Source organism: Pseudomonas sp. 43mfcvi1.1, assembly GCF_900115935.1.
GTDB classification, from domain to species: Bacteria; Pseudomonadota; Gammaproteobacteria; order Pseudomonadales; family Pseudomonadaceae; genus Aquipseudomonas; species Aquipseudomonas bijieensis.
Map to the genome: position 1 here is coordinate 97,565 of NZ_UETT01000015.1, position 23,497 is coordinate 121,061.

General features: G+C 62.3%; 18 protein-coding genes. 7 read left to right on the forward strand and 11 right to left on the reverse strand.

Going from position 1 to position 23,497, the window contains the following annotated elements; all coding sequences use genetic code 11:
• Nucleotides 1–3: 3 nt before the first annotated feature.
• The 4 genes from arcC to arcD (DTP52_RS24910) all read right to left on the reverse strand — a co-directional run bounded on the left by arcC (nucleotide 4) and on the right by arcD (DTP52_RS24910) (nucleotide 4,901).
• Nucleotides 4–933 (reverse strand): carbamate kinase, encoded by a 930-nt coding sequence (gene arcC, locus DTP52_RS24895; RefSeq protein ID WP_109755728.1) that lies wholly within the window; start codon nucleotides 931–933, stop codon nucleotides 4–6.
• A gap of 158 nt (nucleotides 934–1,091) precedes the next feature.
• Nucleotides 1,092–2,102, reverse strand: a complete 1,011-nt coding sequence (locus DTP52_RS24900; RefSeq protein ID WP_109755729.1) for an ornithine carbamoyltransferase — start codon at nucleotides 2,100–2,102, stop codon at nucleotides 1,092–1,094.
• A gap of 83 nt (nucleotides 2,103–2,185) precedes the next feature.
• Nucleotides 2,186–3,442, reverse strand: a complete 1,257-nt coding sequence (gene arcA, locus DTP52_RS24905; protein WP_109755730.1) for an arginine deiminase — start codon at nucleotides 3,440–3,442, stop codon at nucleotides 2,186–2,188.
• Between the two features lie 31 nt (nucleotides 3,443–3,473).
• Complete coding sequence (gene arcD / locus DTP52_RS24910) at nucleotides 3,474–4,901, reverse strand: arginine-ornithine antiporter (protein WP_109755731.1); 1,428 nt, start codon at nucleotides 4,899–4,901, stop codon at nucleotides 3,474–3,476.
• Between the two features lie 392 nt (nucleotides 4,902–5,293).
• Between arcD (DTP52_RS24910) and arcD (DTP52_RS24915) the strand changes: the two genes are divergently transcribed.
• Nucleotides 5,294–6,721 (forward strand): arginine-ornithine antiporter, encoded by a 1,428-nt coding sequence (arcD, locus tag DTP52_RS24915; RefSeq protein WP_109755732.1) that lies wholly within the window; start codon nucleotides 5,294–5,296, stop codon nucleotides 6,719–6,721.
• Between the two features lie 196 nt (nucleotides 6,722–6,917).
• On the opposite strand, the gene DTP52_RS24920 is transcribed toward arcD (DTP52_RS24915), so the two are convergent.
• The 7 genes from DTP52_RS24920 to gap all read right to left on the reverse strand — a co-directional run bounded on the left by DTP52_RS24920 (nucleotide 6,918) and on the right by gap (nucleotide 15,120).
• Complete coding sequence (locus DTP52_RS24920; RefSeq protein WP_109755733.1) at nucleotides 6,918–8,264, reverse strand: CoA transferase; 1,347 nt, start codon at nucleotides 8,262–8,264, stop codon at nucleotides 6,918–6,920.
• A gap of 34 nt (nucleotides 8,265–8,298) precedes the next feature.
• On the reverse strand, nucleotides 8,299–8,724 hold the full coding sequence (locus DTP52_RS24925) for a YbaN family protein (protein WP_109755734.1): 426 nt from the start codon (nucleotides 8,722–8,724) through the stop codon (nucleotides 8,299–8,301).
• A gap of 135 nt (nucleotides 8,725–8,859) precedes the next feature.
• Nucleotides 8,860–9,450, reverse strand: coding sequence for a biliverdin-producing heme oxygenase (locus DTP52_RS24930; protein WP_109755735.1), 591 nt, complete (start codon nucleotides 9,448–9,450; stop codon nucleotides 8,860–8,862).
• 168 nt (nucleotides 9,451–9,618) lie between these two features.
• Nucleotides 9,619–12,213 carry a TonB-dependent receptor gene (locus DTP52_RS24935; protein WP_109755736.1) on the reverse strand — a complete coding sequence of 865 codons (2,595 nt, stop codon included), beginning with the start codon at nucleotides 12,211–12,213 and terminating at the stop codon, nucleotides 9,619–9,621.
• A 119-nt stretch (nucleotides 12,214–12,332) separates the two neighbouring features.
• Nucleotides 12,333–13,295, reverse strand: coding sequence for a FecR domain-containing protein (locus tag DTP52_RS24940; protein WP_109755737.1), 963 nt, complete (start codon nucleotides 13,293–13,295; stop codon nucleotides 12,333–12,335).
• A gap of 98 nt (nucleotides 13,296–13,393) precedes the next feature.
• Nucleotides 13,394–13,915: an RNA polymerase sigma factor gene (locus DTP52_RS24945; RefSeq protein WP_109755738.1), complete on the reverse strand. Its 522-nt coding sequence runs from the start codon at nucleotides 13,913–13,915 to the stop codon at nucleotides 13,394–13,396.
• A gap of 203 nt (nucleotides 13,916–14,118) precedes the next feature.
• On the reverse strand, nucleotides 14,119–15,120 hold the full coding sequence (gap, locus tag DTP52_RS24950; RefSeq protein ID WP_109755739.1) for a type I glyceraldehyde-3-phosphate dehydrogenase: 1,002 nt from the start codon (nucleotides 15,118–15,120) through the stop codon (nucleotides 14,119–14,121).
• A gap of 230 nt (nucleotides 15,121–15,350) precedes the next feature.
• On the opposite strand from gap, the gene edd reads away from it, so the two are divergent.
• The 6 genes from edd (at nucleotide 15,351) to DTP52_RS24985 (ending at nucleotide 23,431) form a co-directional block, all read left to right on the forward strand.
• Nucleotides 15,351–17,177 carry a phosphogluconate dehydratase gene (gene edd, locus DTP52_RS24955; protein ID WP_109755740.1) on the forward strand — a complete coding sequence of 609 codons (1,827 nt, stop codon included), beginning with the start codon at nucleotides 15,351–15,353 and terminating at the stop codon, nucleotides 17,175–17,177.
• Nucleotides 17,174–18,133 carry a glucokinase gene (locus tag DTP52_RS24960; RefSeq protein WP_109755741.1) on the forward strand — a complete coding sequence of 320 codons (960 nt, stop codon included), beginning with the start codon at nucleotides 17,174–17,176 and terminating at the stop codon, nucleotides 18,131–18,133. The genes edd and DTP52_RS24960 overlap by 4 nt, the downstream gene beginning before the upstream one ends.
• Before the next feature lie 182 nt (nucleotides 18,134–18,315).
• Nucleotides 18,316–19,047 (forward strand): response regulator, encoded by a 732-nt coding sequence (locus DTP52_RS24970; RefSeq protein ID WP_109755742.1) that lies wholly within the window; start codon nucleotides 18,316–18,318, stop codon nucleotides 19,045–19,047.
• Entirely contained in the window at nucleotides 19,037–20,506 is a 1,470-nt protein-coding gene (locus DTP52_RS24975) for an ATP-binding protein (RefSeq protein WP_109755743.1), read from the forward strand. The genes DTP52_RS24970 and DTP52_RS24975 overlap by 11 nt, the downstream gene beginning before the upstream one ends.
• Before the next feature lie 247 nt (nucleotides 20,507–20,753).
• A complete protein-coding gene (locus DTP52_RS24980; RefSeq protein ID WP_109755744.1) occupies nucleotides 20,754–22,013 on the forward strand; it encodes an AGE family epimerase/isomerase in 1,260 nt (419 codons plus the stop codon).
• Nucleotides 22,014–22,129: 116 nt separating this feature from the next.
• The gene (locus tag DTP52_RS24985; protein ID WP_109755745.1) at nucleotides 22,130–23,431 is read left to right on the forward strand and encodes an ABC transporter substrate-binding protein; all 1,302 of its coding nucleotides are present in this window, start codon (nucleotides 22,130–22,132) and stop codon (nucleotides 23,429–23,431) included.
• Nucleotides 23,432–23,497 lie beyond the last annotated feature (66 nt).

Sequence of the window (23,497 nt, forward strand, 5' to 3'; positions counted from 1 at the left end):
CTGTTATCGATAAGCGATGCCCGGTGTCGCCGTGCTGATGCGGGTGCCGGCCGTGCCCTGGACGATCGCGTCGATGTCCGAGAGTGAACCGATCACCGCGACCTTGCCAGTGTTGCGCGCAAACTCGCAGGCCGCTTGCACCTTCGGCCCCATGGAGCCGGCGGCGAAGCCGAGTTTTTCCATTTCGTCGGGGTGGGCCTGGGCGATGGCTTTCTGGGTTGGCTTGCCGAAGTCGATGAACGCGGCATTGACGTCGGTGGCGATCACCAGCAGATCGCTTTCCAGTTGTTCGGCCAGCAGCGCCGAGCACAGGTCCTTGTCGATCACTGCTTCCACGCCTTGCAGCTTGCCGTCGGCGCCATACATCGTCGGAATGCCGCCGCCGCCGGCGCAGATCACGATGCTGCCCTTTTCCAGCAGCCATTTGATCGGGCGGATTTCAAAGATGTGCTTGGGCCTGGGGCTTGCGACCACGCGGCGGAACTTGTCGCCATCCGGGGCGATGGCCCAGCCTTTTGCGGCGGCCAGTTTTTCGGCTTCGACCTTGTCGTAGACTGGGCCGATCGGTTTGGTCGGGTTCTTGAAAGCCGGATCGTTGGCGTCGACTTCGACTTGGGTCAGCAGCGTTGCGAAGGGCACTTCGAAGTCCAGCAGGTTGCCCAATTCCTGTTCGATGATGTAGCCGATCATGCCTTCGGTTTCGGCGCCGAGCACGTCCAGCGGATACGGTGTGACCGAGGTGTAGGCTGCCGCCTGTAACGACAGCAGGCCGACCTGCGGGCCGTTGCCGTGGGCGATGACCAGTTGGTTGCCGGGGTGGATCTTCGCGATCTGTTCGGTCGCGGTACGGATATTGATGCGCTGGTTGTCTGCGGTCATGGGTTCACCCCGACGCAGGAGGGCGTTACCGCCCAGGGCAACGACGATACGCATGATGCTGTCCTTTCAAAAATGGATCGAACAATGCTGTTCCCTTGTGGAAGCTGGCCTGTGGGAGCAAGGCTTGCCCGCGATGCAAACACCTCGGTGTAACTGATGGACCGGGGCGATGCCATTGCGGGCAAGCCTTGCTCCCGCAACTGCATGAGGTTCTAGATATCCGCCAGCGCCGACACCAGGATCGCCTTGATGGTGTGCATGCGGTTTTCCGCTTGCTCGAAGGCGATGTTGGCCGGGGATTCGAAGACCTCTTCGGTCACTTCCACACCGTTGGCCAGGTTCGGATAGCGGGCGGCGATGTCCTTGCCGACCTTGGTTTCGCTGTTATGGAACGCCGGCAGGCAGTGCATGAATTTCACCCGCGGGTTGCCCGAGGCCTTCATCATTTGCGCGTTGACCTGGTAGGGCAGCAATTGCTCGATGCGCTCATCCCAGGCTTCCACTGGCTCGCCCATGGACACCCAGATGTCGGTGTGGATGAAGTCCACGCCCTTGACCGCTTCCTTCGGGTCCTCGGTGATGGTGATGCGCCCGCCACTTTCGGCGGCGAAGGTCTGGCACTGGTCGATGAAGTCCTGATGCGGCCAGAGTGCTTTCGGTGCGCCGATGCGTACGTCCATGCCCAGCTTGGCGCCGATCATCAGCAGCGAATTGCCCATGTTATAGCGCGCGTCGCCCAGGTACGCGTAGCTGATGTCATGCAGCGGCTTGTCGCTGTGCTCGCGCATTGTCAGGGTGTCGGCGATCATTTGGGTGGGGTGGAATTCGGCGGTCAGGCCGTTGAACACCGGCACCCCGGCGAACTTGGCCAGTTCCTCGACGATCTCCTGTTCGAAGCCACGGTATTCGATGGCGTCGAACATCCGCCCCAGCACCCGGGCGGTGTCTTTCATGCTTTCCTTGTGGCCGATCTGCGACGATACCGGGTCGATGTAGGTGACATGGGCGCCCTGGTCATGGGCCGCGACTTCGAAGGCGCAGCGGGTGCGGGTCGAGGTTTTCTCGAAGATCAGCGCGATGTTCTTGCCCTTGAGGTGCGGCTGTTCGGTGCCGGTGTACTTGGCACGCTTGAGGTCGCGGGACAGGTCCAGCAGATAGTGCAGCTCGCGGTTGGTGTGATGCATCAAGCTCAGCAGGCTGCGGTTGCGCATGTTGAAAGCCATGATTTGGATCTCCTTGGGTTCGGTTATCCCCTGGGCCGGTCTCTGCCGTGGGATGGAGAGCGGTGCCGGTCCAGGCTCAAAGGTCAGTAGTCGATCGGGTCGCGGATGATCGGGCAGGTCATGCAGTGACCACCGCCCCGGCCCCGGCCCAGTTCGCTGGCGCTGATGGTGATGACTTCCACACCGGCCTTGCGCAGCAGGGTGTTGGTGTAGGTGTTGCGGTCGTAGCCGATCACCACGCCCGGCTCCACGGCCACCACGTTGTTGCCGTCATCCCATTGCTCGCGCTCGGCGGCGAAGCTGTTGCCGCCGGTTTCCACTACTCGCAGCGCCTTCAGCCTGAGGGCCGAGGCGACGGTGTCGAGGAAGCTGCCTTCCTCGCGACGTATATCGATACCGCCGGGCTTGCTTTCGTCTGGGCGCAGGGAGAAGGCGACGATCTGGCTCACCACTTCCGGGAAAACCGTCACCAGGTCGCGATCGCAGAAGCTGAACACGGTGTCCAGGTGCATGGCGGCGCGGGATTTCGGCAAGCCGGCGACGATCACCCGTTCCACGGCCTTGTGCTTGAACAGGTTCAGCGCCAGTTGGCCGATGGCCTGGCGGGACGAACGTTCGCCCATGCCGATCAGCACCACGCCGTTGCCGATGGGCATCACGTCGCCGCCTTCGAGGGTGGCGTTGCCGTGATCCTGGTCCGGGTCGCCGTACCAGATCTGGAAGTCAGCCTGGGTGAACTCGGGGTGGAATTTGTAGATGGCGCTGGCCAGCAGGGTTTCCTGGCGGCGCGCCGGCCAGTACATCGGGTTCAGCGTCACGCCGCCGTAGATCCAGCAAGTGGTATCGCGGGTGAACTGGGTGTTGGGCAGCGGTGGCAGGATGAAGCTGGAGTGCCCGAGGAAGTCGCGGAACATCTGGATGGTCTTGCCACCGAAGCTGTCCGGCAGGTCATCGGCCGAGACGCCGCCGATCAGGAATTCGGCGATATGGCGTGGCTCCAGGCTGCGCAGCCACGAGCCGACTTCATTCACCAGGCCCAGGCCCACCGAGTTGGCGGTGATCTTGCGCTCCAGGATCCAGTCGAGGGCTTCGGGGATGGCGACGATGTCGGTCAGCAGGTTGTGCATTTCCAGCACGTCGATGTCACGCTCGCGCATCTTGGTGACGAAATCGAAATGATCGCGCTTGGCCTGGTTGACCCAGATCACGTCATCGAACAGCAGCTCGTCACAGTTGTTCGGGGTCAACCGCTGATGGGCCAGGCCTGGGGAACACACCATGACTTTACGTAATTTGCCGGCTTCGGAATGAACGCCGTATTTCACTTTTTCCGTGGTCATTACAAATCCTCCAGTTAAAACAATCAGCCAGCTACAAGGTCAGGAAGCCATCGTAGAGCCCATAGGCAGCCACCAGGGCGCCTGCGATCACTGCGGCGAAAATCAGCTTCTCGACAGAGGTGAAAACCGGTTTGCCCAGCTCGTGCTTGGCTTTGGCGAACAGGATCGCGCCGGGGGCGTAGAGCAGGGCGGAGAGCAGCAAGTACTTGACCCCACCGGCATACAGCAACCACATCGCGTAAATCAGGGCGATGGCGCCGATGATCAGGTCCTTGCGGCGTTCGGCCAGGGCGTTTTCGTAGGTCTCGCCGCGTACCGCCAGCAGCAGTGCGTAAGCCGCCGACCACAGGTAGGGCACCAGGATCATCGAGGTGGCGAGGTAGATCAGTGACAGGTAAGTGCTGGCCGAGAACAGGGTGATGACCAAAAACAGCTGGACCATCGCATTGGTCAGCCACAGGGCGTTGGCCGGTACGTGGTTGGCGTTCTCCCGGCGCAGGAACTCGGGCATGGTGTGGTCCTTGGCGGCGGCGAACATGATCTCGGCGCACAGCAACACCCAGGACAGCAGGGCGCCGAGCAGCGAGATGATCAGGCCGACGCTGATCAGCACCGCGCCCCAGTGCCCCACCACATGCTCCAGCACGGCGGCCATGGACGGGTTCTGCAATTTTGCCAATTCAGGCTGGGTCATGATGCCCAGGGACAATACGTTCACCAGCACCAGGAACAGCAGCACGGTGATGAAACCGATCACGGTGGCCTTGCCCACGTCGGTACGTTTCTCGGCCCGGGCGGAAAAAATACTCGCACCTTCGATGCCGATGAACACCCACACGGTGACCAGCATCATGTTGCGCACCTGGTTCATCACACTGCCCAGATCCGGGTTCTTCAGGCCCCAGATGTCGGCGGTGAAAATATCGAGCTTGAAGGCGAACACCGCGATCAGCACGAACAGCACCAGCGGTACGATCTTGGCGACGGTGGTCACCAGGTTGATGAACGCCGCTTCCTTGATGCCGCGCAGCACCAGCCAATGCACCGCCCATAACAACACCGAGGCGCCAATCACTGCGGCGACGGTGTTGCCCTCACCAAAAATCGGGAAGAAGTAGCCCAGGGTGCTGAACAACAATACGAAGTAACCGACGTTGCCCAGCCAGGCGCTGATCCAGTAGCCCCAGGCCGACGAGAAACCCATGTAGTCGCCGAACCCGGCCTTGGCATAGGCATACACACCGCTGTCCAGATCGGGTTTGCGGTTAGCCAGGGTCTGGAACACGAAAGCCAGGGTCAGCATGCCGACGGCGGTGATGGCCCAGCCGATCAGCACCGCACCGACATCGGCACTGGCCGCCATGTTTTGTGGCAAGGAAAAGATCCCGCCACCGATCATCGAGCCGACCACCAGTGCAACCAATGCACCCAATCGAAGTTTTGCGGGGGTATCAGACATTTGCGAGACTCCAGCGCAGGAGAAGAGAGTCAACAGACTAAGTCGATTTGAAAGTTGAATAGCTGATCTGGATCAGTGCATGGCAACATTCCATTGTTAATGAAGAAGTTAACAGCGTCCGTGGGTGTCTGTAGTGCTTGGAAGGCCCGTTTCGTGCGGCTTCGGCGAGGGTGTTGGAAGTTTTCCTCGCCTTGGGATTATTCACGCTAGTTGATTTTCACTGAGTCGCAACTATTTTGTAGGCTGCCTGCATGACAGAAATAATCGTGCCGCATGGTCTTTTAAGTTAACGTCTTGGATAATGGACAGGACATAAGCTTTTGGACTTTGCGGGGGTGACGTTATTCAAAAACGTTATGTCGCTTTATTTACTTATTTAATAGTGAGAGAACATGTCGCAGCCGATTGAAAAGTTGCCACTTGGCGCCCTGGTCGCCCTGGTGGTGGGGTCGATGATCGGAGGTGGGATCTTTTCCCTGCCGCAAAACATGGCGGCTCGGGCCGACGTCGGTGCGGTGCTGATCGGCTGGGCCATTACCGCCGTCGGCATGCTGACCCTGGCCTTCGTGTTCCAGACCCTGGCCAACCGCAAGCCGGAATTGGACTCGGGCGTGTATGCCTATGCCAAGGCCGGGTTCGGTGACTACATGGGCTTCTCGTCCGCCTGGGGCTACTGGATCAGCGCCTGGATGGGCAACGTCGGTTACTTCGTATTGTTGTTCAGCACCTTGGGCTATTTCTTCCCGGTGTTTGGTCAAGGCAATACGCCGGTGGCTATCGGGTGTGCATCGTTGCTGCTGTGGGCGGTGCATTTCCTGGTGCTGCGTGGGATCAAGGAGGCGGCGTTCATCAACCTGGTGACCACTGTGGCCAAGGTCGTGCCGCTGTTGATGTTCATCGTCATGGCCGCCGTGGCCTTCAAGGCAGAGATTTTCACCCGCGATATCTGGGGCGTGCTGAGCCCGGACCTGGGCAGTGTGATGGACCAGGTGCGGCACATGATGCTGGTCACGGTGTTCGTGTTCATCGGTATCGAAGGCGCCAGCGTGTATTCGGCACGGGCAGAAAAACGTGCGGACGTAGGGCGTGCGACGGTGATCGGGTTCCTCGGGGTATTGGCGCTGCTGGTACTGGTGAATGTGTTGTCCCTGGGGGTCATGAGCCAGCCTGAACTGGCGCAGTTGCAGAACCCGTCCCTGGCTGGCGTCCTGGAGCACATTGTCGGGCCGTGGGGCGCCTTGCTGATCAGTGTCGGATTGGCGGTGTCACTGCTCGGCGCTCTGCTGTCCTGGGCGTTGCTGTGCGCGGAAATTCTCTACGCCACCGCCCGGGACAAGACCATGCCCGCGTTCCTGACCAAGGAGAATGCCAACCATGCTCCGGTCAATGCGCTGTGGCTGACCAATGGCATGATCCAGCTGTTTTTGTTGATCACCCTGTTTTCCGCAGGCACCTACACCAGCCTGATCTATCTCGCCTCGTCGATGATCCTGGTGCCGTACCTATGGTCGGCGGCTTATGCGGTGCTGCTGTGCGCCCGCGGGGAAACCTATGAACAGGCCTCGGCCCGGCGCATGAAAGACCTGTGCATCGGTGGCGTCGCGCTGTGTTATGCGGTGTGGCTGCTGTATGCCGGAGGGGTGAAATACCTGCTGCTGTCGGCGCTGTTGTATGCGCCGGGGGTGATCCTGTTTGCCCAGGCCAAGCGTGAGCAGCGGCAGCCGTTGTTCACTCACGTGGAGAAGGGCGTCTTTGCGTGTGTGATGTCCGGGGCGGGCTTGGCGGCTTATGGGTTGTACAGTGGGTTTTTGACACTGTGAGGCGAAGGTCACCTTTGCGGCGGGTTAGAGGCGGCCGTTGTGGCGAGGGGATTTATCCCCGTTGGGGCGCGAAGCGGCCCTGAAACCTGGCGCCTCGGTGTGCCAGGAAAATCACTAACCTGCTCTTGGGGGGCCGCTTCGCGCCCCAGCGGGGATAAATCCCCTCGCCACAATGTCTTGCTCGCGTTGGCGGCTATCACCACTGCGCGCGATGTGCACCCAGTTCAGCCGCCGGCAAGGTCCATTGCAGCGGTGTCCCGGTAATTTTCAAGGGCACCTGCAGGCGATGGGCCGGTCCCCAGGGTGTCTGCTCGACCAGCAGTCCCTGATCATCGGCGGCCTCGGCGCGCAATGGGGTCGAGTCCCCTGCGCCACGCTCGATCAACAGCTTCGCCGTACGCGCCAGTGACAAGCGTGCCGAGCCGCCGTGACCGCTTGCCAGGCGCCGGGACAACAACACCAGGACGCTGGCCGCCAGCAGATAGCCGGTGCCGTGATCCAGCGCTTGCACCGGCAGCGGTGTCGGTTTGTCGGTGTGTTTCCAGCCCATGCCGGCGTCGGCAATGCCGCTGCTCATCTGCACCAGGCTGTCGAAGCCGCGCCGGTTCTGCCACGGGCCGCTCCAGCCGTAGGCGTTGAGGCTGACGTCGATCAGGCCCGAGGCTATCTGCCGGCGCTGCTCGGCGCCATAGCCCAGGCGTTCCAGGGCGTCGGCACGGTAGCCGTGCAGGAGGATGTCGGTGTCCTTGAGCAGAGCCTCGAATGCCACGCGATCTTCAGCTTGGTGCAAATCCAGGCGAGCGCAGCGTTTGCCCAGGGTGACTTCCGGCACTACGCCGGGTTCGTTCCAGGTCGGTGGGTCGATGCGCAGCACGTCGGCCCCCAGGCCCGCGAGGAAGCGACTGGCGACGGGGCCGGCCAGTACGCGGGTCAGGTCCAGTACCTTGAGGCCCGCCAGTGGCTGGGTCACGGAGCCGAGCCAGGGCTTGCGCTGCTCTCCAGGCGTTTCACTCAGGTGCACCAGCGGCTCGGCATTGACTGCCAGGCCTTGAGGGTGGGTTTGCCATGCCTGCCATGAACGCATCTCGGCGGCGCAACCGCCCGCGTCGACCACCGCCTGCTCCAGCTCGGCCTTGTTCCAGCGGGCCACCCTGGCCGCCATGTCGGCGCGGTCGGTGCAGGTACCGAGGACTTTTTCCGCGGCAAGGCGATGATGTGGCGCGTTGGTGTGCAGGCGAATCCAACCGTCGGCGCTGGCATAGTCGCCGGCCACCGGGTCCCACATCGGCGGCACGCTCCAGCCGACGGGGCGCAGGGAGGTGGAGAACCAGAACGACGCCAGGCGCCGATCGACCTCCACGGGCGGCAGGCGGCCGGTTTGTTGGTGGATGAGCTCGGCGGCGGCCTGGCCGGCCGCGGCGATGCTGGCGCAAGCCAGTTCCGTGACGGCGAACGCCGAGGACAGGGCACCGTCGCCGGTGAAGGTGATCGGGGTCGTGGGCAAACCAAGCGCGGCTTGCATGGACGTGAGCAGAACTGACATCGAAAGCCCTCCGGTACGAGAGGGCGATCATAGTTCAAAATCCCGTTGGGGGCTGCTTTGCGGTCCAGCGGGAACAAGTGCCCTGTACCTGTTCCGGTCGCGACCAGATCCACAGGTTGCCCAGGCCCATGCCCATGAGTGCCAGATAAACCGGCCAGCCGTGGTCAAGCATCACCAGCATCAATCCGGCGCAGAACAGCATGCTGGCGGTGGCACCGAGCTTGGCCCGGCGCGGGATGATTTTTCCGTTGCGCCAGTTGTGCAGCATCGGCCCGAACAACCGATGGTTCTCCAGCCAGGCGCTCAGGCGCGGCGAACTGCGGGTTGCGGCCCAGGCGGCCAACAGGATGAACTCGGTCGTCGGCAGGCCGGGCACGACGATGGCGACCAGGCCGATGGCCAGGCTGGTGTAGGCGAGCAGGGCGAAGAGCAGTTGGGTGAGTTTCGTGGGACGGTTCATCAGTATCTTTCACGCATACGCATGTCCTCGTGGGAGCGAGCCTGCTCGCGATAGCGGTGTGTCAGGCGCCATCATTGGAGCTGACACACTGCAATCACGAGCAGGCTCGCTCCCACAAGGGACAGCGGTGAATTTTCAGGCCAACTCGACCGCATAGGCATGCTCTAGCAACACCGTAAAGCGGTTGAAGGCATCCAGCGCGCCTTGGTCCGCCTCGGCTTCCTGCTGCTCGGTGAAGGCCAGGCCATCGAGGGTGCGGGTGAAGGTTTTCCAGCCTTCGGCGCGCCCGCCAGCGGGTTCCGCCAGGTGCCGGGCGCCGAAGGTTTCGCTCAGCCCCAGGCCCACGGCACGCTTGATCAAGAATGCGGCGCCGAGCTTGGAGCCTTCGGAGACGAACAGCCAGCCCAGGGCTTCGGCCAGGGTCGGGTTTTTCACCGCTCCGGTCACTGGCGTGGGGACTTCGGTGTCCAGGTCTGCCAGATCCGCCTTGGCCGCTTCTGCCCGGCAACGGGCCGGCAGGTCGGGGATCAGGGTGGACAGTTCGGCATCGTTGTACAGCGCCACCAGTTCCGATTGGAACAGGTACTGGGCCACGACGAAGCGGGCGAAGCTGGCCGGGGTTTCGAACGGGGCGTGGGCCTTGACCAGTGCGTCGAGCTTGCTGTGGGGCTCGTGGGTGATCTGGTTCAGGCGTTGGGAGCGTGAAGTGGGATGTTGTGTGGTCATGGAAACTCCTTCGAATTAGAACGGTGTGGCGAGGGGCTGTGGGAGCAAAGCTTGCTCGCGAACAGGCGCCTCGATCTCTGGAAAGACCGCATGGCCTTCATCGCGGGCAAGCCTTGCTCCCACATGACCCTCCTCACTACGGGTATTTGTTTGGCCTGGGCAACCGAGTCAGATATCCCAGATCAGGTTGACCGCGAAGTTGCGCCCCGGCGCCGTCAGGCGATCGAGGTTGGCGGGGTTCAGTACCGCCGCTTCGCCGACGCTGTCGTAGCCGCGCACGTCATCCCACAGCCAGTACTTCTTGTCGGTGAGGTTGTAGAGACCGCCGCTGACGGTGATGTCGTCGGTCACCTTGTAGAAGCCGCTCAGGTCGAGAATGCCGAAACCCGGGGTCTTGAACTGGCTGCTCACGCCATCGGGTGAGTTGAAGTTGCTGTCGTCGACGCGGTCCTTTTTCTTGACCAGGGTCCAACTGAGCAAGGTGCCGTAGTGCTCCTGTTCGTAACCCAGGCCGAACACGCCGGTCAGCGGGTTGACGCTGTTGAGCGGCTCGCCGGTGTCGGCGTTGCGTCCGTAGGCGTAAGCCACCGAGCCTTGGGTGTACAGGCCCTTTGGCGCGCCCAGCACGTCCAGTTCCAGGCGTCCCCTGGCTTCGACGCCCTTGATGGTGGCGTGCTTGATGTTGTTGCTCTGGAAGGTCAACTGGTTGGCGCCGGGGGTGATGGCGTCCTCGTTGATGAAGTCGCGGTACTTGTTGTAGAACACCGCCACGTCGAACGAGCCGGCGTCGAAACGGCCGCGCAGGCCAGTCTCGTAGCTTTTGCTTTTTTCCGGCTCCAGGTCGGGGTTGGGCTCCACGCTGTAGCCAGCGCCGGGGTTGTCGAAACGCCCGTACAAGGCCTTGGCGGTCGGGGTGCGGAAACCCTCGGCGTACTGTCCGTACCAGGTGTACTGGTCGGTCAGGGCATAGGTCATGCCGAACTTGGGCGAGACGCGGTGCCAGGTCTTGTTCTTGTCGCTGACTTCACCGCCACTGGTTGGGTCCACGGTGTTGAGGAACTCCTCGGTCAGGTGAGGTTTGAGGCGGGTGTAGTCGTAGCGCAGGCCGGGTGTGAAGGTCCAGCGGTCCCAACTGATCTGGTCCTGGGCGAACAGGCTGTAGGTGTCGATGGTCGGATCCGGGAAATCACTGGCTTTTGCCAGCACGTCCCGGGTGCTGATGGCGCCCACTGCTGAACAACCCACGCCTACCGCCAGGCACACGCCATTGCCACTGCGCGAACCGGTGACTTTCTGTTGCTTGATCGTGGTGCCGTAGGTCAGGGCGTGATCGGTGTCGGCGACGTTGAAGGCCTTGTCCAGTTGCGCGTCGAAGACCCACTGTTTTTCTTCGTAGAGGGTGTCCCGGGTGCGCAGCACCTGGCGGGTGATGGGGAAGTAGAACTCGGCGGTGCTCTGGTCGGTCTTGGCGATCTGGTGGTTCAGGCTCCACTTGACGTGGTCGGCCAGCAGGCTGTCGAGGGCGAAGCTGTGCTCCAGGCCGAAACGCTCGCGGCTGATGGTGTCGTTGCCGGTGCGCCACTGGTACATGCCGCCGGGCAGCATGGAGGTGGGGATTGTGGGGCGGCCGTTGGAGTAGGGGCCGCCATAGGCGCTTTTCAGATCGGTGTCGCGGTCGTCCTTGTATTTCTCGTAGACCAGGCCCAGGCGCGCGTCGTCGTTGTAGTTCCAGCCGAGCTTGGCCAGCACGTTGTTGGCGCGCACGTCTTCCGGGTTGGCGGCGGTACGGTCCAGGCCGGTGCCGTTGTGGCTGCCGTAGGATTCGGTTTCGTGACCGTCGCGTTGGCTGTAGTGCAACAGGCCGTCGAACGGCCCGCTGCGACCGGCGACGGTGGCGGACTTGAGCCAGCTCTCGTCGGCGGAGCTGTAGCCGGTCTTCAGGCGAGCGCCAACGTCCTGGCCTGGTTTGATGATGTCATCCGGATCGAGGGTGAAGTAGCTGACGGCACCGCCAATGGCATTGCTGCCGTACAGCACCGAGGCCGGGCCGCGCAGGATTTCCACGCGCTTGACGATTTCCGGGTCGACGTAGTTGCGCTGGGTCTTGGCATAGGGACCGTTGAAAAAACCATCGGGTACTTCCACGCCGTCGACCTGGGTCAGGATCCGGTTGCCGTCGATGCCGCGGATGTTGTAGCCGCTGATGCCGCCGCGCTGGCCCGCGCCGCCCACCGATACGCCCGGTTCATAGCGCACCAGGTCCTTGAGGGTGTTGACGTTGTTGCGGTCCAGTTCCTGGCGGTCGTGGACAGTGACCGTGCTCGGTACGCTGGTGATGTCCTGTTCCTGGCGGGTGGCGCTGATGGTCACCTGTTGCAACTCCAGCGCGCTGCCGGTACTGCGCTTTTGCAGGATGATGCTGTTGTCGCCCAGCTTGCGGTAGCTCAGGTTGGTCCCCACCAACAGGCGCTCCAGGGCTTTGTCTGGTGGCAGCGAGCCGCTCACCCCCGGCGAGGCGACGCCTTCGGCCAGTTCCGCCGGCATGCCGACTTGCCAGCCTGTGACAGCGGTGAATGCATTCAGGGCCGAGACCAATGGCTGCCGGGCAATGGCAAAGGTGTAGTCGCCCGTGTTGCGTGCAGGGGGTTGCACCGTGGCGGCGGCCAGGGCGAGCGGTGCGGTGCCGGCCATCAGGATGGCGGCGGTGAGCAGTGACAACGTGCAAGAGGGGGCAAGAAACCGGCAAGTAAGGCGAGAGGACATCGATAGCGCTCCGTGTCGCATCTGTTATAGGTGCAGACTCACATCTGTGGATGCGAATCAATTGCATTGGCTATAACGAGACGAACCAGCGAAGCCTATCGAGTAAAAATAATTCTCATTCAGTTCAGGATCACCAGCGCCGGGAACTCCTGGAGCCGCGCCGAGGTGATATGGGCCAGCGAGCGGACCACGTCCAACGGCTGGTCGAGGCGGTAATTGCCGGTCACGGCAACGTTGGCCAACTGTTCGTTGCTGTTGATGATCCAGCCGGGGTAGTAACGGCGCAGCTCGGCCAGTACCTGGCTCAGTGGCCGGTTCTCGAACACCAGCCGACCCTGGACCCAGGCCAGGTCCGTGTTGGCATCGAGCCGGGCCGGGCGGTCGAAGCCGTTGGGACCTATGCGGATGCTTTCGCCAGCGGACAGCCGTACATGGGTGTCGTTGCGGTTGGCCCGCAGGTCCACATCGCCGCGCTGAACCTGGACCTGGGCCACGCCGTCGAGGTAACGCACGGCGAAGGTGGTGTCGCTGACGCTGGCCGTGACGGGGCCGGCATCGATTTGCAGCGGCAAGTTGCGGTTGCCCGGCACTTCGAAAAACGCCTCGCCCTTGTACAGGCGCGCCACGTGCCGTTGTTCATTGAACGTGCTGGAGAAGGCCGAGTCGGTGTTGAGCAGGACCTGGGAGCCGTCCTCCAATTGCAGGCGCTGGCGCTCACCGACCACGGTCAGGTGGTCGGCCTGCAAGCGCAGGGGCAGGTCGCTGAAATTGAACAGGCCGAGAAGCAGCACGGCGGCGGTGGCCAGGGGCTTCCAGTGGGCACGCAGGCGCGACAGTGCGGTGACCTTGGGCGCGGCGTCGAGTCGACGGGCACTTTCCATCACCTGCGGGCCGTTCCAGATCGCCTGGGCCCGGGCGAACGCCTCGCCATGGCGTGGATCGGCCGCCAGCCAGGCGTGGAACTGCCGCGTCTGTTCCTCGCTGGGGTTGTCCAGCAGGATCAGCCAGTCCAGCGCCTGTTCCATGGCATGGGCGGTTTCCTGCGTCGCAGTCGGCTCAGCAGAGCGGTGATTGTCCGTCACAGTAGGATCTCGGTATTAGCGGCACGGGCCCAAGCTACAAGTTGGACGCAGCAAGTGGCAAGTCTGTAGGCAGTTCATGGCCTGAAGCGTGAGGCAGGTCACTGCTCGCCGTGGCTGCGTTCCGCCACACCCACACAGATCGCCATGATCAGTTTCAGTTCCTTCTGCACGGTGCTCAGGGACACGCCCAGCCGTTCGGCGATTTCCTGGTAACTGTGGCCATGCAGGCGGCTGAGGATGAAGATCTGCTGCTGTCGCGAGCTCAGGGCCTGCAGGCTGACATTCAGGCGCTCGAGCAGTTGCTGGGCGTGGGCGGCGTCCTCGGCACTGCTCTGGGGGGCGACGACGTTGTGGACGACTTCCAGCGGCACGTCATCGAGCAAGGTCCGTGACTGGATACGCCGGGCACGCAGATGGTCCCGCGCCAGGTTGCGGGCGGTCTGGAAAACAAAGGGTTCGAGGTGTTCGACCGTGCGTTCGCCCAGTGCGCGGGTCACGCGCAGGTAGGTTTCCTGAAGCAGGTCTTCGGCGGTGCTGGGGTTGCTGACCATGCGCTCAAGGGTGCGCAGCAGCGGCGTGCGCTGGGCGAGGAAGACGTGATGAAAGCGCGATTGACTCACGGTAGGGCCCGATCCGGTTTGAGTAGATGATAATGCTTATCATCTACGGGGCGGGTCAAGCGTTCATTCATTGGCGCCGAAGCAAATGTGGGAGCGAGCTTGCTCGCGATAGCGTCGTATCAGCCAGCACAGTGTTGACTGATAGACCGCTATCGCGAGCAGGCTCGCTCCCACACTACAAGGCGCGGCCGGCTCTGCGAGGATTACTCGGCGTTACACAACGCCAGGCAGTTATCGAGCATGCGGTTGGAGAAGCCCCATTCGTTGTCATACCAGGCCAGTACCTTGAGCAGCTTGCCGCTGACCTTGGTGTGGTTGGCGTCGAAGATCGACGACAGCGGGTTGTGGTTGAAGTCACTGGAGACCAGCGGCAGGGTGTTGTAGCCGAGGATCTTGGAATGCTGGCTGGCGTGGCGCAGCAGTTCGTTGACGTCTTCGGCCGATGCTTCGCGCTTGAGCTGCACGGTGAGGTCGACCAGGGACACGTTGATCACCGGTACACGTACCGCCATGCCGGTCAACTTGCCCGCCAGTTCCGGCAGCACCAGACCCACCGCTTCGGCGGCGCCGGTCTTGCTCGGGATCATGTTCTGGGTGGCCGAACGGGCGCGGTACGGGTCGCTGTGGTAGACGTCGGTCAGGTTCTGGTCGTTGGTGTAGGCATGAATGGTGGTCATCAGGCCGCTTTCGATGCCCAGTTCGCGGTGCAGCACCTGGGCCACCGGGGCCAGGCAGTTGGTGGTGCACGAAGCGTTGGAGATGATCTGATGGGACTGGCGCAGGATGTCGTGGTTCACGCCATACACCACGGTGGCATCGGCGCCCTTGGCCGGGGCCGAGATGATCACCTTGCGCGCGCCGGCGCTGATATGGGCCGCCGCTTTGGAACGATCGGTGAACAGGCCGGTGCATTCGAACACGACGTCGATTTTTTCAGCGGCCCAAGGCAGTTCGGCCGGGTTGCGGATGGCGCTGACCGAGATGCGGTCGCCATTGACCGTCAGGCTTTCGTGATCATGCTGTACCTCGGCATCGAAGGTGCCGTGGACGGTGTCGAACTTGAGCAGATGGGCATTGATCGCACTGTCGCCCAGATCGTTGATGGCGACGATCTGCAAGTCGCGACGATAGCCTTGGGTATACAGTGCTCGGAGGACGTTGCGGCCGATGCGGCCAAAACCATTGATTGCGATTCGAAGAGTCATTAACTGCGCCGCCGTCGATTTGTTGTTGGAATTACAAGATTATTCGCATAAAAATAGAAAACAAGCCTTTTTAGTGGCAATATTTTGTTTTATCTACAACGAGTGACCTGAATCAACTGGTCCGAACGGTCAATAAACAGTCTGCCGCCTCGCCTTTACACAGCGTGCGGCGGGCTTTTGACCAGCATAGACAATCAGGTCGCCACACCCGTTAGCCTGGAGTTCTACACATGCATCCCCGCGTTCTTGAGGTCACCGAACGGCTTATCGCCCGCAGCCGCGCCACGCGTCAGGCTTACCTTGCATTGATCCACGGTGCAGCCAGCGATGGTCCGATGCGCGGCAAGCTGCAGTGCGCCAACTTCGCTCACGGTGTGGCCGGTTGCGGCACCGAAGACAAACACCACCTGCGGATGATGAACGCCGCCAACATCGCCATCGTGTCGTCCTATAACGACATGCTCTCGGCCCACCAGCCCTACGAAACCTTCCCGGAACAGATCAAGAAAGCCCTGCGCGAAATCGGCTCGGTCGGCCAGTTTGCCGGCGGTACGCCAGCGATGTGCGACGGCGTGACCCAGGGCGAGGCGGGGATGGAACTGAGCCTGCCGAGCCGCGAAGTGATCGCGCTCTCCACGGCGGTGGCGCTGTCCCACAACATGTTTGATGGAGCGCTGATGCTCGGCATCTGCGACAAGATCGTGCCGGGCCTGATGATGGGCGCGCTGCGCTTCGGTCACTTGCCGACGATCTTCGTGCCGGGCGGGCCGATGGTCTCGGGCATTTCCAACAAGGAAAAAGCCGACGTGCGCCAGCGCTATGCCGAAGGCAAGGCCACCCGCGAAGAGCTGCTGGAATCGGAGATGAAGTCCTACCACAGCCCTGGCACCTGCACCTTCTACGGCACCGCCAACACCAACCAGTTGCTGATGGAAGTGATGGGCCTGCACTTGCCTGGCGCCTCGTTCGTCAACCCGAACACGCCGTTGCGCGATGCCCTGACCCGCGAAGCGGCGTTCCAGGTCACGCGCATGACCAAGCAAAGCGGCAACTTCATGCCCATCGGCGAGATCGTCGACGAGCGCTCGCTGGTCAACTCCATCGTTGCGCTGCACGCCACCGGCGGCTCCACCAACCACACCCTGCACATGCCGGCCATCGCCATGGCGGCAGGCATCCAGTTGACCTGGCAGGACATGGCCGACCTTTCCGAGGTGGTGCCGACCCTGAGCCACGTCTACCCGAACGGCAAGGCCGACATCAACCACTTCCAGGCGGCGGGCGGTATGTCGTTCCTGATCCGTGAACTGCTGGAAGCCGGTTTGCTCCACGAAAACGTCAACACCGTGCTCGGTCATGGCTTGAGCCGCTATACCCAGGAACCGTTCCTGGAGGATGGCGAGCTGGTGTGGCGCGACGGCCCGATCGAAAGCCTCGACGAAAACATCCTGCGCCCGGTAGCCCGCGCGTTCTCGCCTGAAGGCGGCCTGCGGGTGATGGAAGGCAACCTGGGGCGTGGGGTGATGAAGGTCTCGGCCGTGGCCCTGGAAAACCAGATTGTCGAGGCGCCGGCGATGGTGTTCCAGGATCAGCAGGACCTGGCCGATGCATTCAAGGCCGGTTTGCTGGAGAAGGATTTCGTCGCGGTGATGCGCTTCCAGGGCCCGCGCTCCAACGGCATGCCGGAGCTGCACAAGATGACGCCATTCCTCGGTGTGTTGCAGGACCGTGGCTTCAAAGTGGCGCTGGTGACCGATGGGCGCATGTCCGGCGCGTCGGGGAAAATCCCGGCGGCCATTCACGTCAGCCCCGAAGCTTATGTCGGCGGTGCGTTGGCCCGGGTGCAGGAGGGCGATATCATCCGCGTCGATGGCGTCAAAGGCACCTTGGAATTGAAGGTGGACGCCGAGGAATTCGCCGCGCGCACGCCGGCCAAGGGCCTGTTGGGCAACAACATCGGCACCGGTCGTGAGCTGTTCGGTTTCATGCGCATGGCCTTCAGCTCGGCGGAGCAGGGCGCCAGCGCCTTCACTTCTGCCCTGGAGACGCTTAATTGAAACTGGCTTTGGTCGGTGATATCGGTGGGACCAACGCACGTTTCGCGTTGTGGAAGAACCACAACCTGGAAAACATCCAGGTGCTGGCGACGGCGGATTACGCCTGCCCTGAAGATGCCATCCAGGTTTACCTGAGCGGCTTGGGCTTGAAACCGGGCGCCATCGGTTCGGTGTGCCTGTCGGTGGCCGGTCCCGTGAGCGGCGATGAGTTTCGGTTCACCAACAATCACTGGCGCCTGAGCAACCTGGCGTTCTGCAAGACCCTGCAGGTGGAGAAGCTGTTGCTGGTCAACGACTTCTCGGCCATGGCCCTGGGCATGACCCGTTTGCGTCCCGATGAATACCGGGTCGTCTGCGAAGGTACTCCGGAGCCGATGCGTCCGGCGGTGGTGATCGGGCCGGGCACCGGGCTGGGCGTCGGTACGCTGTTGGATCTGGGGGAAGGCCGTTTCGCGGCGTTGCCGGGGGAGGGTGGCCATGTCGACCTGCCCATGAGCAGCCCGCGGGAAACCCAGCTGTGGCAGCACATCTACAACGAGATCGGCCACGTCAGCGCCGAAACTGCCCTGAGCGGCAGCGGTTTGCCGCGGGTGTACCGGGCCATTTGCGCGGTGGACGGCCATGTGCCGGTGCTCGACACTCCCGAGTCCATCACCGCAGCTGGCCTGGCTGGCGATCCCATTGCCCTGGAAGTGCTCGAGCAGTTCTGCCGCTGGCTGGGGCGCGTGGCCGGCAACAACGTGTTGACGCTGGGCGGGCGCGGCGGCGTCTACATCGTCGGTGGCGTGATCCCGCGGTTCGCCGATTTCTTCCTCGAAAGCGGCTTCGCCCGCTGCTTCGCCGACAAGGGCTGCATGAGCGACTACTTCAAGGGCATTCCGGTCTGGCTGGTGACTGCGCCGTACTCCGGCCTGATGGGCGCGGGCGTGGCGTTGGAGCAATCGGCCCCCGTTTAAAGTTGAAATGTGGTCTCCTGTGGGAGCGGGCTTGCTCGCGAAGGCGGTGTGTCATTCAATATTTTCGTTGTCTGACACACTGCCTTCGCGAGCAAGCCCGCTCCCACAATGGTTTAGCGATGTTTGTAGTCCTAATCCATCAGGCATAATCGCCGCAATCCAAACAACAAGGACGAGGCCCCGTGAGTTCAGTGAACAAATCGATTTTGTTGGTCGACGACGACCAGGAGATTCGCGAACTGCTGGACACTTACCTCAGTCGTGCGGGTTTCCACGTGCGTACCACGCCCGACGGCGCCGGGTTTCGCCAGGCGCTGAACGAGGCGCCGAGCGACCTGGTAATCCTCGATGTGATGCTGCCCGATGAAGACGGCTTCAGCCTTTGTCGCTGGGTTCGCCAGCACCCACGCCAGGCCCATGTGCCGATCATCATGCTCACCGCCAGTTCCGACGAGGCCGATCGGGTCATCGGCCTTGAATTGGGCGCCGATGATTACTTGGGCAAGCCTTTCAGCCCGCGTGAATTACAGGCACGCATCAAGGCTCTGCTGCGCCGGGCGCAGTTCGGCCAGGAGCGCTCCGGCAGCGAAGTGCTGGCCTTCGATGAATGGCGGCTGGACATGGTCAGCCATCGGCTGTTCCACACTGACGGTGAAGAGGTGATTCTCTCCGGTGCCGACTTCGCCCTGCTCAAGTTGTTTCTCGACCATCCCCAGGAAATCCTCGATCGCGACACCATCGGCAATGCGACCCGTGGGCGTGACCTGATGCCTCTGGATCGGATCGTCGACATGGCGGTCAGTCGCCTGCGCCAGCGCCTGCGTGACACCGAAAAGCCGCCGCGGCTGATTCGCACGGTGCGTGGCAGCGGCTATCAACTGGCGGCCAGTGTGGTTGCCAGCAATGGTCATTGATTGGGTCAAGAAAGTCGCTCGGCGGGTGCCGTTACCGCGCTCATTGCTGGGACGGATGCTACTGCTGACCTTGCTGGTGGTGCTGTTCGCCCAGACCCTGTCCAGCCTGATCTGGGTCTCGCAACTGCGCGCCACCCAGCTCGAGGGCCTGGTCACCAGCGCCCGCAGCCTGGCCCATTCGATGACTGCCAGCGTCAGTTACTTGCGTTCGCTACCCGTGGCGTACCGGCCGTTGGTGCTGGACCAGTTGCGCAGCATGGGCGGTACGCGGTTTGTCGTGACGCTCAACGATAAGCCCCTGGGCATGGACGTGCTGCCGGTCACGCCGCGCAAGCTGGCGGTGCTCAAGGCAGTGGACGATGTGCTGCGGCGCTCGTTGGGCAGTAACGCCGATATCTCGGTGAATTTTGTCAGCCCCGACGACCTGCGGATTTTCAACGCCGGGCTCAAGCTCGATGAATTGCCCCGCTCGTGGGCTCACTATGCCCTGACCCTGGAGCCCGTGAACCCTCCGGTGCTGGTCACGCAGATCCAGATGGCGCCAGGCGAATGGCTGTACATCGCTTCGTTGCTGCCCGAGCCCTACACCAGCCTTGAAGAACAAGACCTGCCCAAGCAACAGGTCGGTTTCATCGTGCTCACCAGTAGCTTGTTGCTGCTGTTCATTGGTTTGCTGGTGCATTGGCAGAGCCGGCCCCTCAAGCGTTTGGCGCGGGCGGCGCGGGACATGTCCCTGGGCGCCGAAGTGGAGCCGGTGGCCGAGGGCGGCGGCAGCGAAGTGGTGGAGGTGGGGCGGGCGTTCAATGCCATGCGCGAACGCATCAGCCGTTACCTCACTGAACGCAGCCAGTTGTTCAGCGCGATTTCCCATGACTTGCGCACGCCAATCACGCGGCTGCGCTTGCGGGTCGAACTGCTGGAGGACGAAAACCTGCAAGCCAAGTTCGGCCGCGACCTGGACGAACTGGAGTTGTTGGTCAAAGGCGCGCTGCAATGCGTCAAGGACACCGACATTCACGAGAACATCGAGCCGGTGGATCTCAACCATGTGCTCGATTGCCTGGTCGAACCTTACCTGGCGCCCAACGGCAACGGCCGGGTTACCCAGGATGGCCGGGCGCTGGCACCGTATCCCGGCAAGCCGCTGGCCCTCAAACGCTGCATAGGCAACCTGATCGACAACGCCTTGAAATACGGGCAGAACGCCCACCTGCATATCGATGACGATGAAACCGCGTTCATCCTGCACGTCGACGACGAAGGTCCGGGCGTACCGGAACAGCGCCTGGAGCAAGTCTTCGAACCGCACTTTCGCCTCGCCGGGCAACAGCAGGGCTATGGCCTGGGCCTGGGCATCGCCCGCAACATCGCCCACAGCCATGGTGGTGAAGTGAGCTTGCAGAACCTGCGCGAGGGTGGGTTGCGGGTGACGTTGCAGTTGCCGCGCAGTGTGGATTGATTGGACTGCGTTATCGTTCATCGCGAGCAGGCTCGCTCCCACAGGGTTCAGTGGTGGACACAAAAATTGTGTACACCATGGCGCTCAATGTAGGAACGAGCCTGCTCGCGATGGCGCCATGAACCTCAATACATCTCTCCAGGGAAATGTCACAAGTCGGTGACATAACTCGTCCCTTTCGTTACCTGCCGCCCGTCATCCCTTGTTTAGACTCCCTGCGTCAAAACAACAAAAAAGGTACCTCCCGATGGACACCTTCCAACCGGCCTTCAGCAGTTGGCTGAACGCGCCTGCCCACCAGCGCTGGCTCGCCGACGAAGGCTTGCGGCTGCTGGCGTTCGCCAAGGCCTCGAAGCTGCCGGACGGCTTTGGCAACCTGGACGAGCACGGCCATCTGCCGGCCGACGCCCGGGCCGAAACCATGAACACCGCGCGCATGACCCACAGCTTCGCCATGGCCCACATTCAGGGCCTGCCGGGCTTCGCCGAGCTGGTGGATCACGGTATCCAGGCCCTCAGCGGCCCGTTGCGCGACGCCGAGCACGGTGGCTGGTTTGCCACGACGCGACCCGATGAAGACGGCGCCGACAAGGCTGCCTACCTGCATGCCTTCGTCGCCCTGGCCGCCAGTTCCGCGGTGGTGGCCCAGCGTCCCGGCGCGCCAGCGTTGCTGGACGAAGCGGTGCGGATCATCGACACGCATTTCTGGAGTGAAGAAGAGGGCGCCCTGCGCGAGTCCTTCAGTCGCGACTGGAGCGTCGAAGAGGCCTATCGCGGTGCCAACAGCAACATGCACGCCACCGAAGCCTTCCTGGCCCTGGCCGATGCCACCGATGATCCTCGCTGGCTGGCCCGCGCCCTGCACATCGTCGAACGGGTCATCCACGGCCATGCCGCCGCCAACGATTACCTGGTGGTGGAGCATTTCGATCGCCATTGGCAACCTTTGCGCGAGTACAACCAGGACAATCCCGCCGACGGTTTCCGCCCCTACGGCACCACCCCCGGCCACGGTTTCGAATGGGCGCGGCTGCTGTTGCACCTTGAAGCTGCCCGGGTGCAGATCGGCATGCTGACCCCGGGTTGGCTGGCCCAGGACGCGCAGAAACTCTTCGACCAGAACTGCCGCCATGGCTGGGACGTCGATGGTGCGCCAGGCATCGTCTACACCCTGGACTGGGACAACCGCGCCGTGGTTCGCCATCGCCTGCATTGGGTTCACGCTGAAGCGGCGGCGGCCGCCAGCGCCTTGCTCAAGCGTACCGACGAGGCAAAATACGAAGCCTGGTATCGGCGCTTCTGGGAGTTCTGTGACAAACACTTCATCGACCGCTGCAATGGCAGTTGGCATCACGAACTCGACCCGCAAAACCGCCCCAGCGCCGACATCTGGCCAGGCAAGCCGGACCTGTATCACGCCTGGCAGGCGGTGCTGATTCCGCGCTTGCCCCTGGCACCGAGCATGGCCACGGCCCTGGCGAAACTTTCCAGTCCCGCGCCTGTGTAACCATGTCGTGACATTTACGCGTCCCTTCGTTACCTGCGAAGGGATTTCCCCTGTTTAGAATCCATGCAGCGCAAGCACCAGACTTGCATGCATAACAACAAGAAAGGTACTTCTAGATGAATGCGATTTCTCGCCTCGCTACTGTCATTTCTCTTGCTTCCCTGCTTCCCGTCGCAGCATTCCCTGTCAGCACCCTTGCCGCCGAATCCAAAGGTTCCGTGGAAGTCGTCCACTGGTGGACGTCGGGTGGCGAAAAAGCCGCGGTCGATGTGCTCAAGGCCCAGGTAGAGAAAGACGGCTTTACCTGGAAGGACGGCGCTGTCGCCGGCGGTGGTGGTTCCACTGCCATGACCGTGCTCAAGAGCCGCGCCGTGGCTGGCAACCCACCGGGTGTCGCCCAGATCAAGGGCCCGGACATCCAGGAGTGGGCGTCCACCGGGCTGCTCGACACCGACATCCTGAAAGACGTCGCCAAAGAAGAGAAGTGGGACAGCCTGCTCGACAAGAAAGTCTCCGATACCGTGAAGTACGACGGTGACTACGTCGCCGTGCCGGTGAACATCCACCGCGTCAACTGGCTGTGGATCAACCCGGAAGTCTTCAAGAAAGCCGGTATCACCAAGAACCCGACCACCCTCGAAGAGTTCTACGCCGCCGGTGACAAGCTCAAGGCCGCGGGCTTCATTGCGCTTGCCCACGGTGGTCAACCTTGGCAGGACAGCACCGTGTTCGAAGCCGTGGTGCTCTCGGTCATGGGCGCCGATGGTTACAAGAAGGCCCTGGTCGACCTGGACAACAAGGCGCTGACCGGTCCGGAAATGGTCAAGGCTTTGACCGAGTTGAAGAAAGTCGCGACCTACATGGACGCCGACGGCAAGGGCCAGGACTGGAACCTGGAAGCGGCCAAGGTCATCAACGGCAAGGCCGGCATGCAGATCATGGGTGACTGGGCCAAGAGCGAGTGGACCGCCGCGAAGAAAGTCGCCGGCAAGGACTACGAGTGCGTAGCGTTCCCGGGGACCGACAAGGCGTTCACCTACAACATCGACTCCCTGGCGGTGTTCAAGCAGAAAGACAAAGGCACTGCGGCTGGTCAGCAGGATATCGCCAAGGTCGTGCTGGGTGAGAACTTCCAGAAAGTCTTCAGCATCAACAAGGGCTCGATCCCGGTGCGCAACGACATGCTCGGCGACATGGCCAAGTATGGGTTCGATTCCTGCGCCCAGACCGCTGCCAAGGACTTCCTGGCGGACGCCAAGTCCGGCGGCCTGCAGCCGAGCATGGCGCACAACATGGCGACCACGCTGGCGGTACAAGGTGCGTTCTTTGACGTGGTGACCAACTACATCAACGACCCGAAAGCCGACCCTGCCGATGCCGCCAAGAAACTGGGCGCAGCGGTGCAGGCTGCCAAGTAATTAGCGCCGCGGTCCCTTTGTGGGAGTGAGCAAGCTCGCTCCCACAAAGGGAATGTTTTGTAGTCT

Coding starts and splice junctions, on each gene's coding strand:
- arcC (WP_109755728.1), bottom strand. CDS start 933: ATGCGTATCGTCGTTGCCCTGGGCGGTAACGCCCTCCTGCGTCGGGGT.
- DTP52_RS24900 (WP_109755729.1), bottom strand. CDS start 2,102: ATGGCTTTCAACATGCGCAACCGCAGCCTGCTGAGCTTGATGCATCAC.
- arcA (WP_109755730.1), bottom strand. CDS start 3,442: ATGACCACGGAAAAAGTGAAATACGGCGTTCATTCCGAAGCCGGCAAA.
- arcD (WP_109755731.1), bottom strand. CDS start 4,901: ATGTCTGATACCCCCGCAAAACTTCGATTGGGTGCATTGGTTGCACTG.
- arcD (WP_109755732.1), top strand. CDS start 5,294: ATGTCGCAGCCGATTGAAAAGTTGCCACTTGGCGCCCTGGTCGCCCTG.
- DTP52_RS24920 (WP_109755733.1), bottom strand. CDS start 8,264: ATGTCAGTTCTGCTCACGTCCATGCAAGCCGCGCTTGGTTTGCCCACG.
- DTP52_RS24925 (WP_109755734.1), bottom strand. CDS start 8,724: ATGAACCGTCCCACGAAACTCACCCAACTGCTCTTCGCCCTGCTCGCC.
- DTP52_RS24930 (WP_109755735.1), bottom strand. CDS start 9,450: ATGACCACACAACATCCCACTTCACGCTCCCAACGCCTGAACCAGATC.
- DTP52_RS24935 (WP_109755736.1), bottom strand. CDS start 12,213: ATGTCCTCTCGCCTTACTTGCCGGTTTCTTGCCCCCTCTTGCACGTTG.
- gap (WP_109755739.1), bottom strand. CDS start 15,120: ATGACTCTTCGAATCGCAATCAATGGTTTTGGCCGCATCGGCCGCAAC.
- edd (WP_109755740.1), top strand. CDS start 15,351: ATGCATCCCCGCGTTCTTGAGGTCACCGAACGGCTTATCGCCCGCAGC.
- DTP52_RS24975 (WP_109755743.1), top strand. CDS start 19,037: ATGGTCATTGATTGGGTCAAGAAAGTCGCTCGGCGGGTGCCGTTACCG.
- DTP52_RS24980 (WP_109755744.1), top strand. CDS start 20,754: ATGGACACCTTCCAACCGGCCTTCAGCAGTTGGCTGAACGCGCCTGCC.
- DTP52_RS24985 (WP_109755745.1), top strand. CDS start 22,130: ATGAATGCGATTTCTCGCCTCGCTACTGTCATTTCTCTTGCTTCCCTG.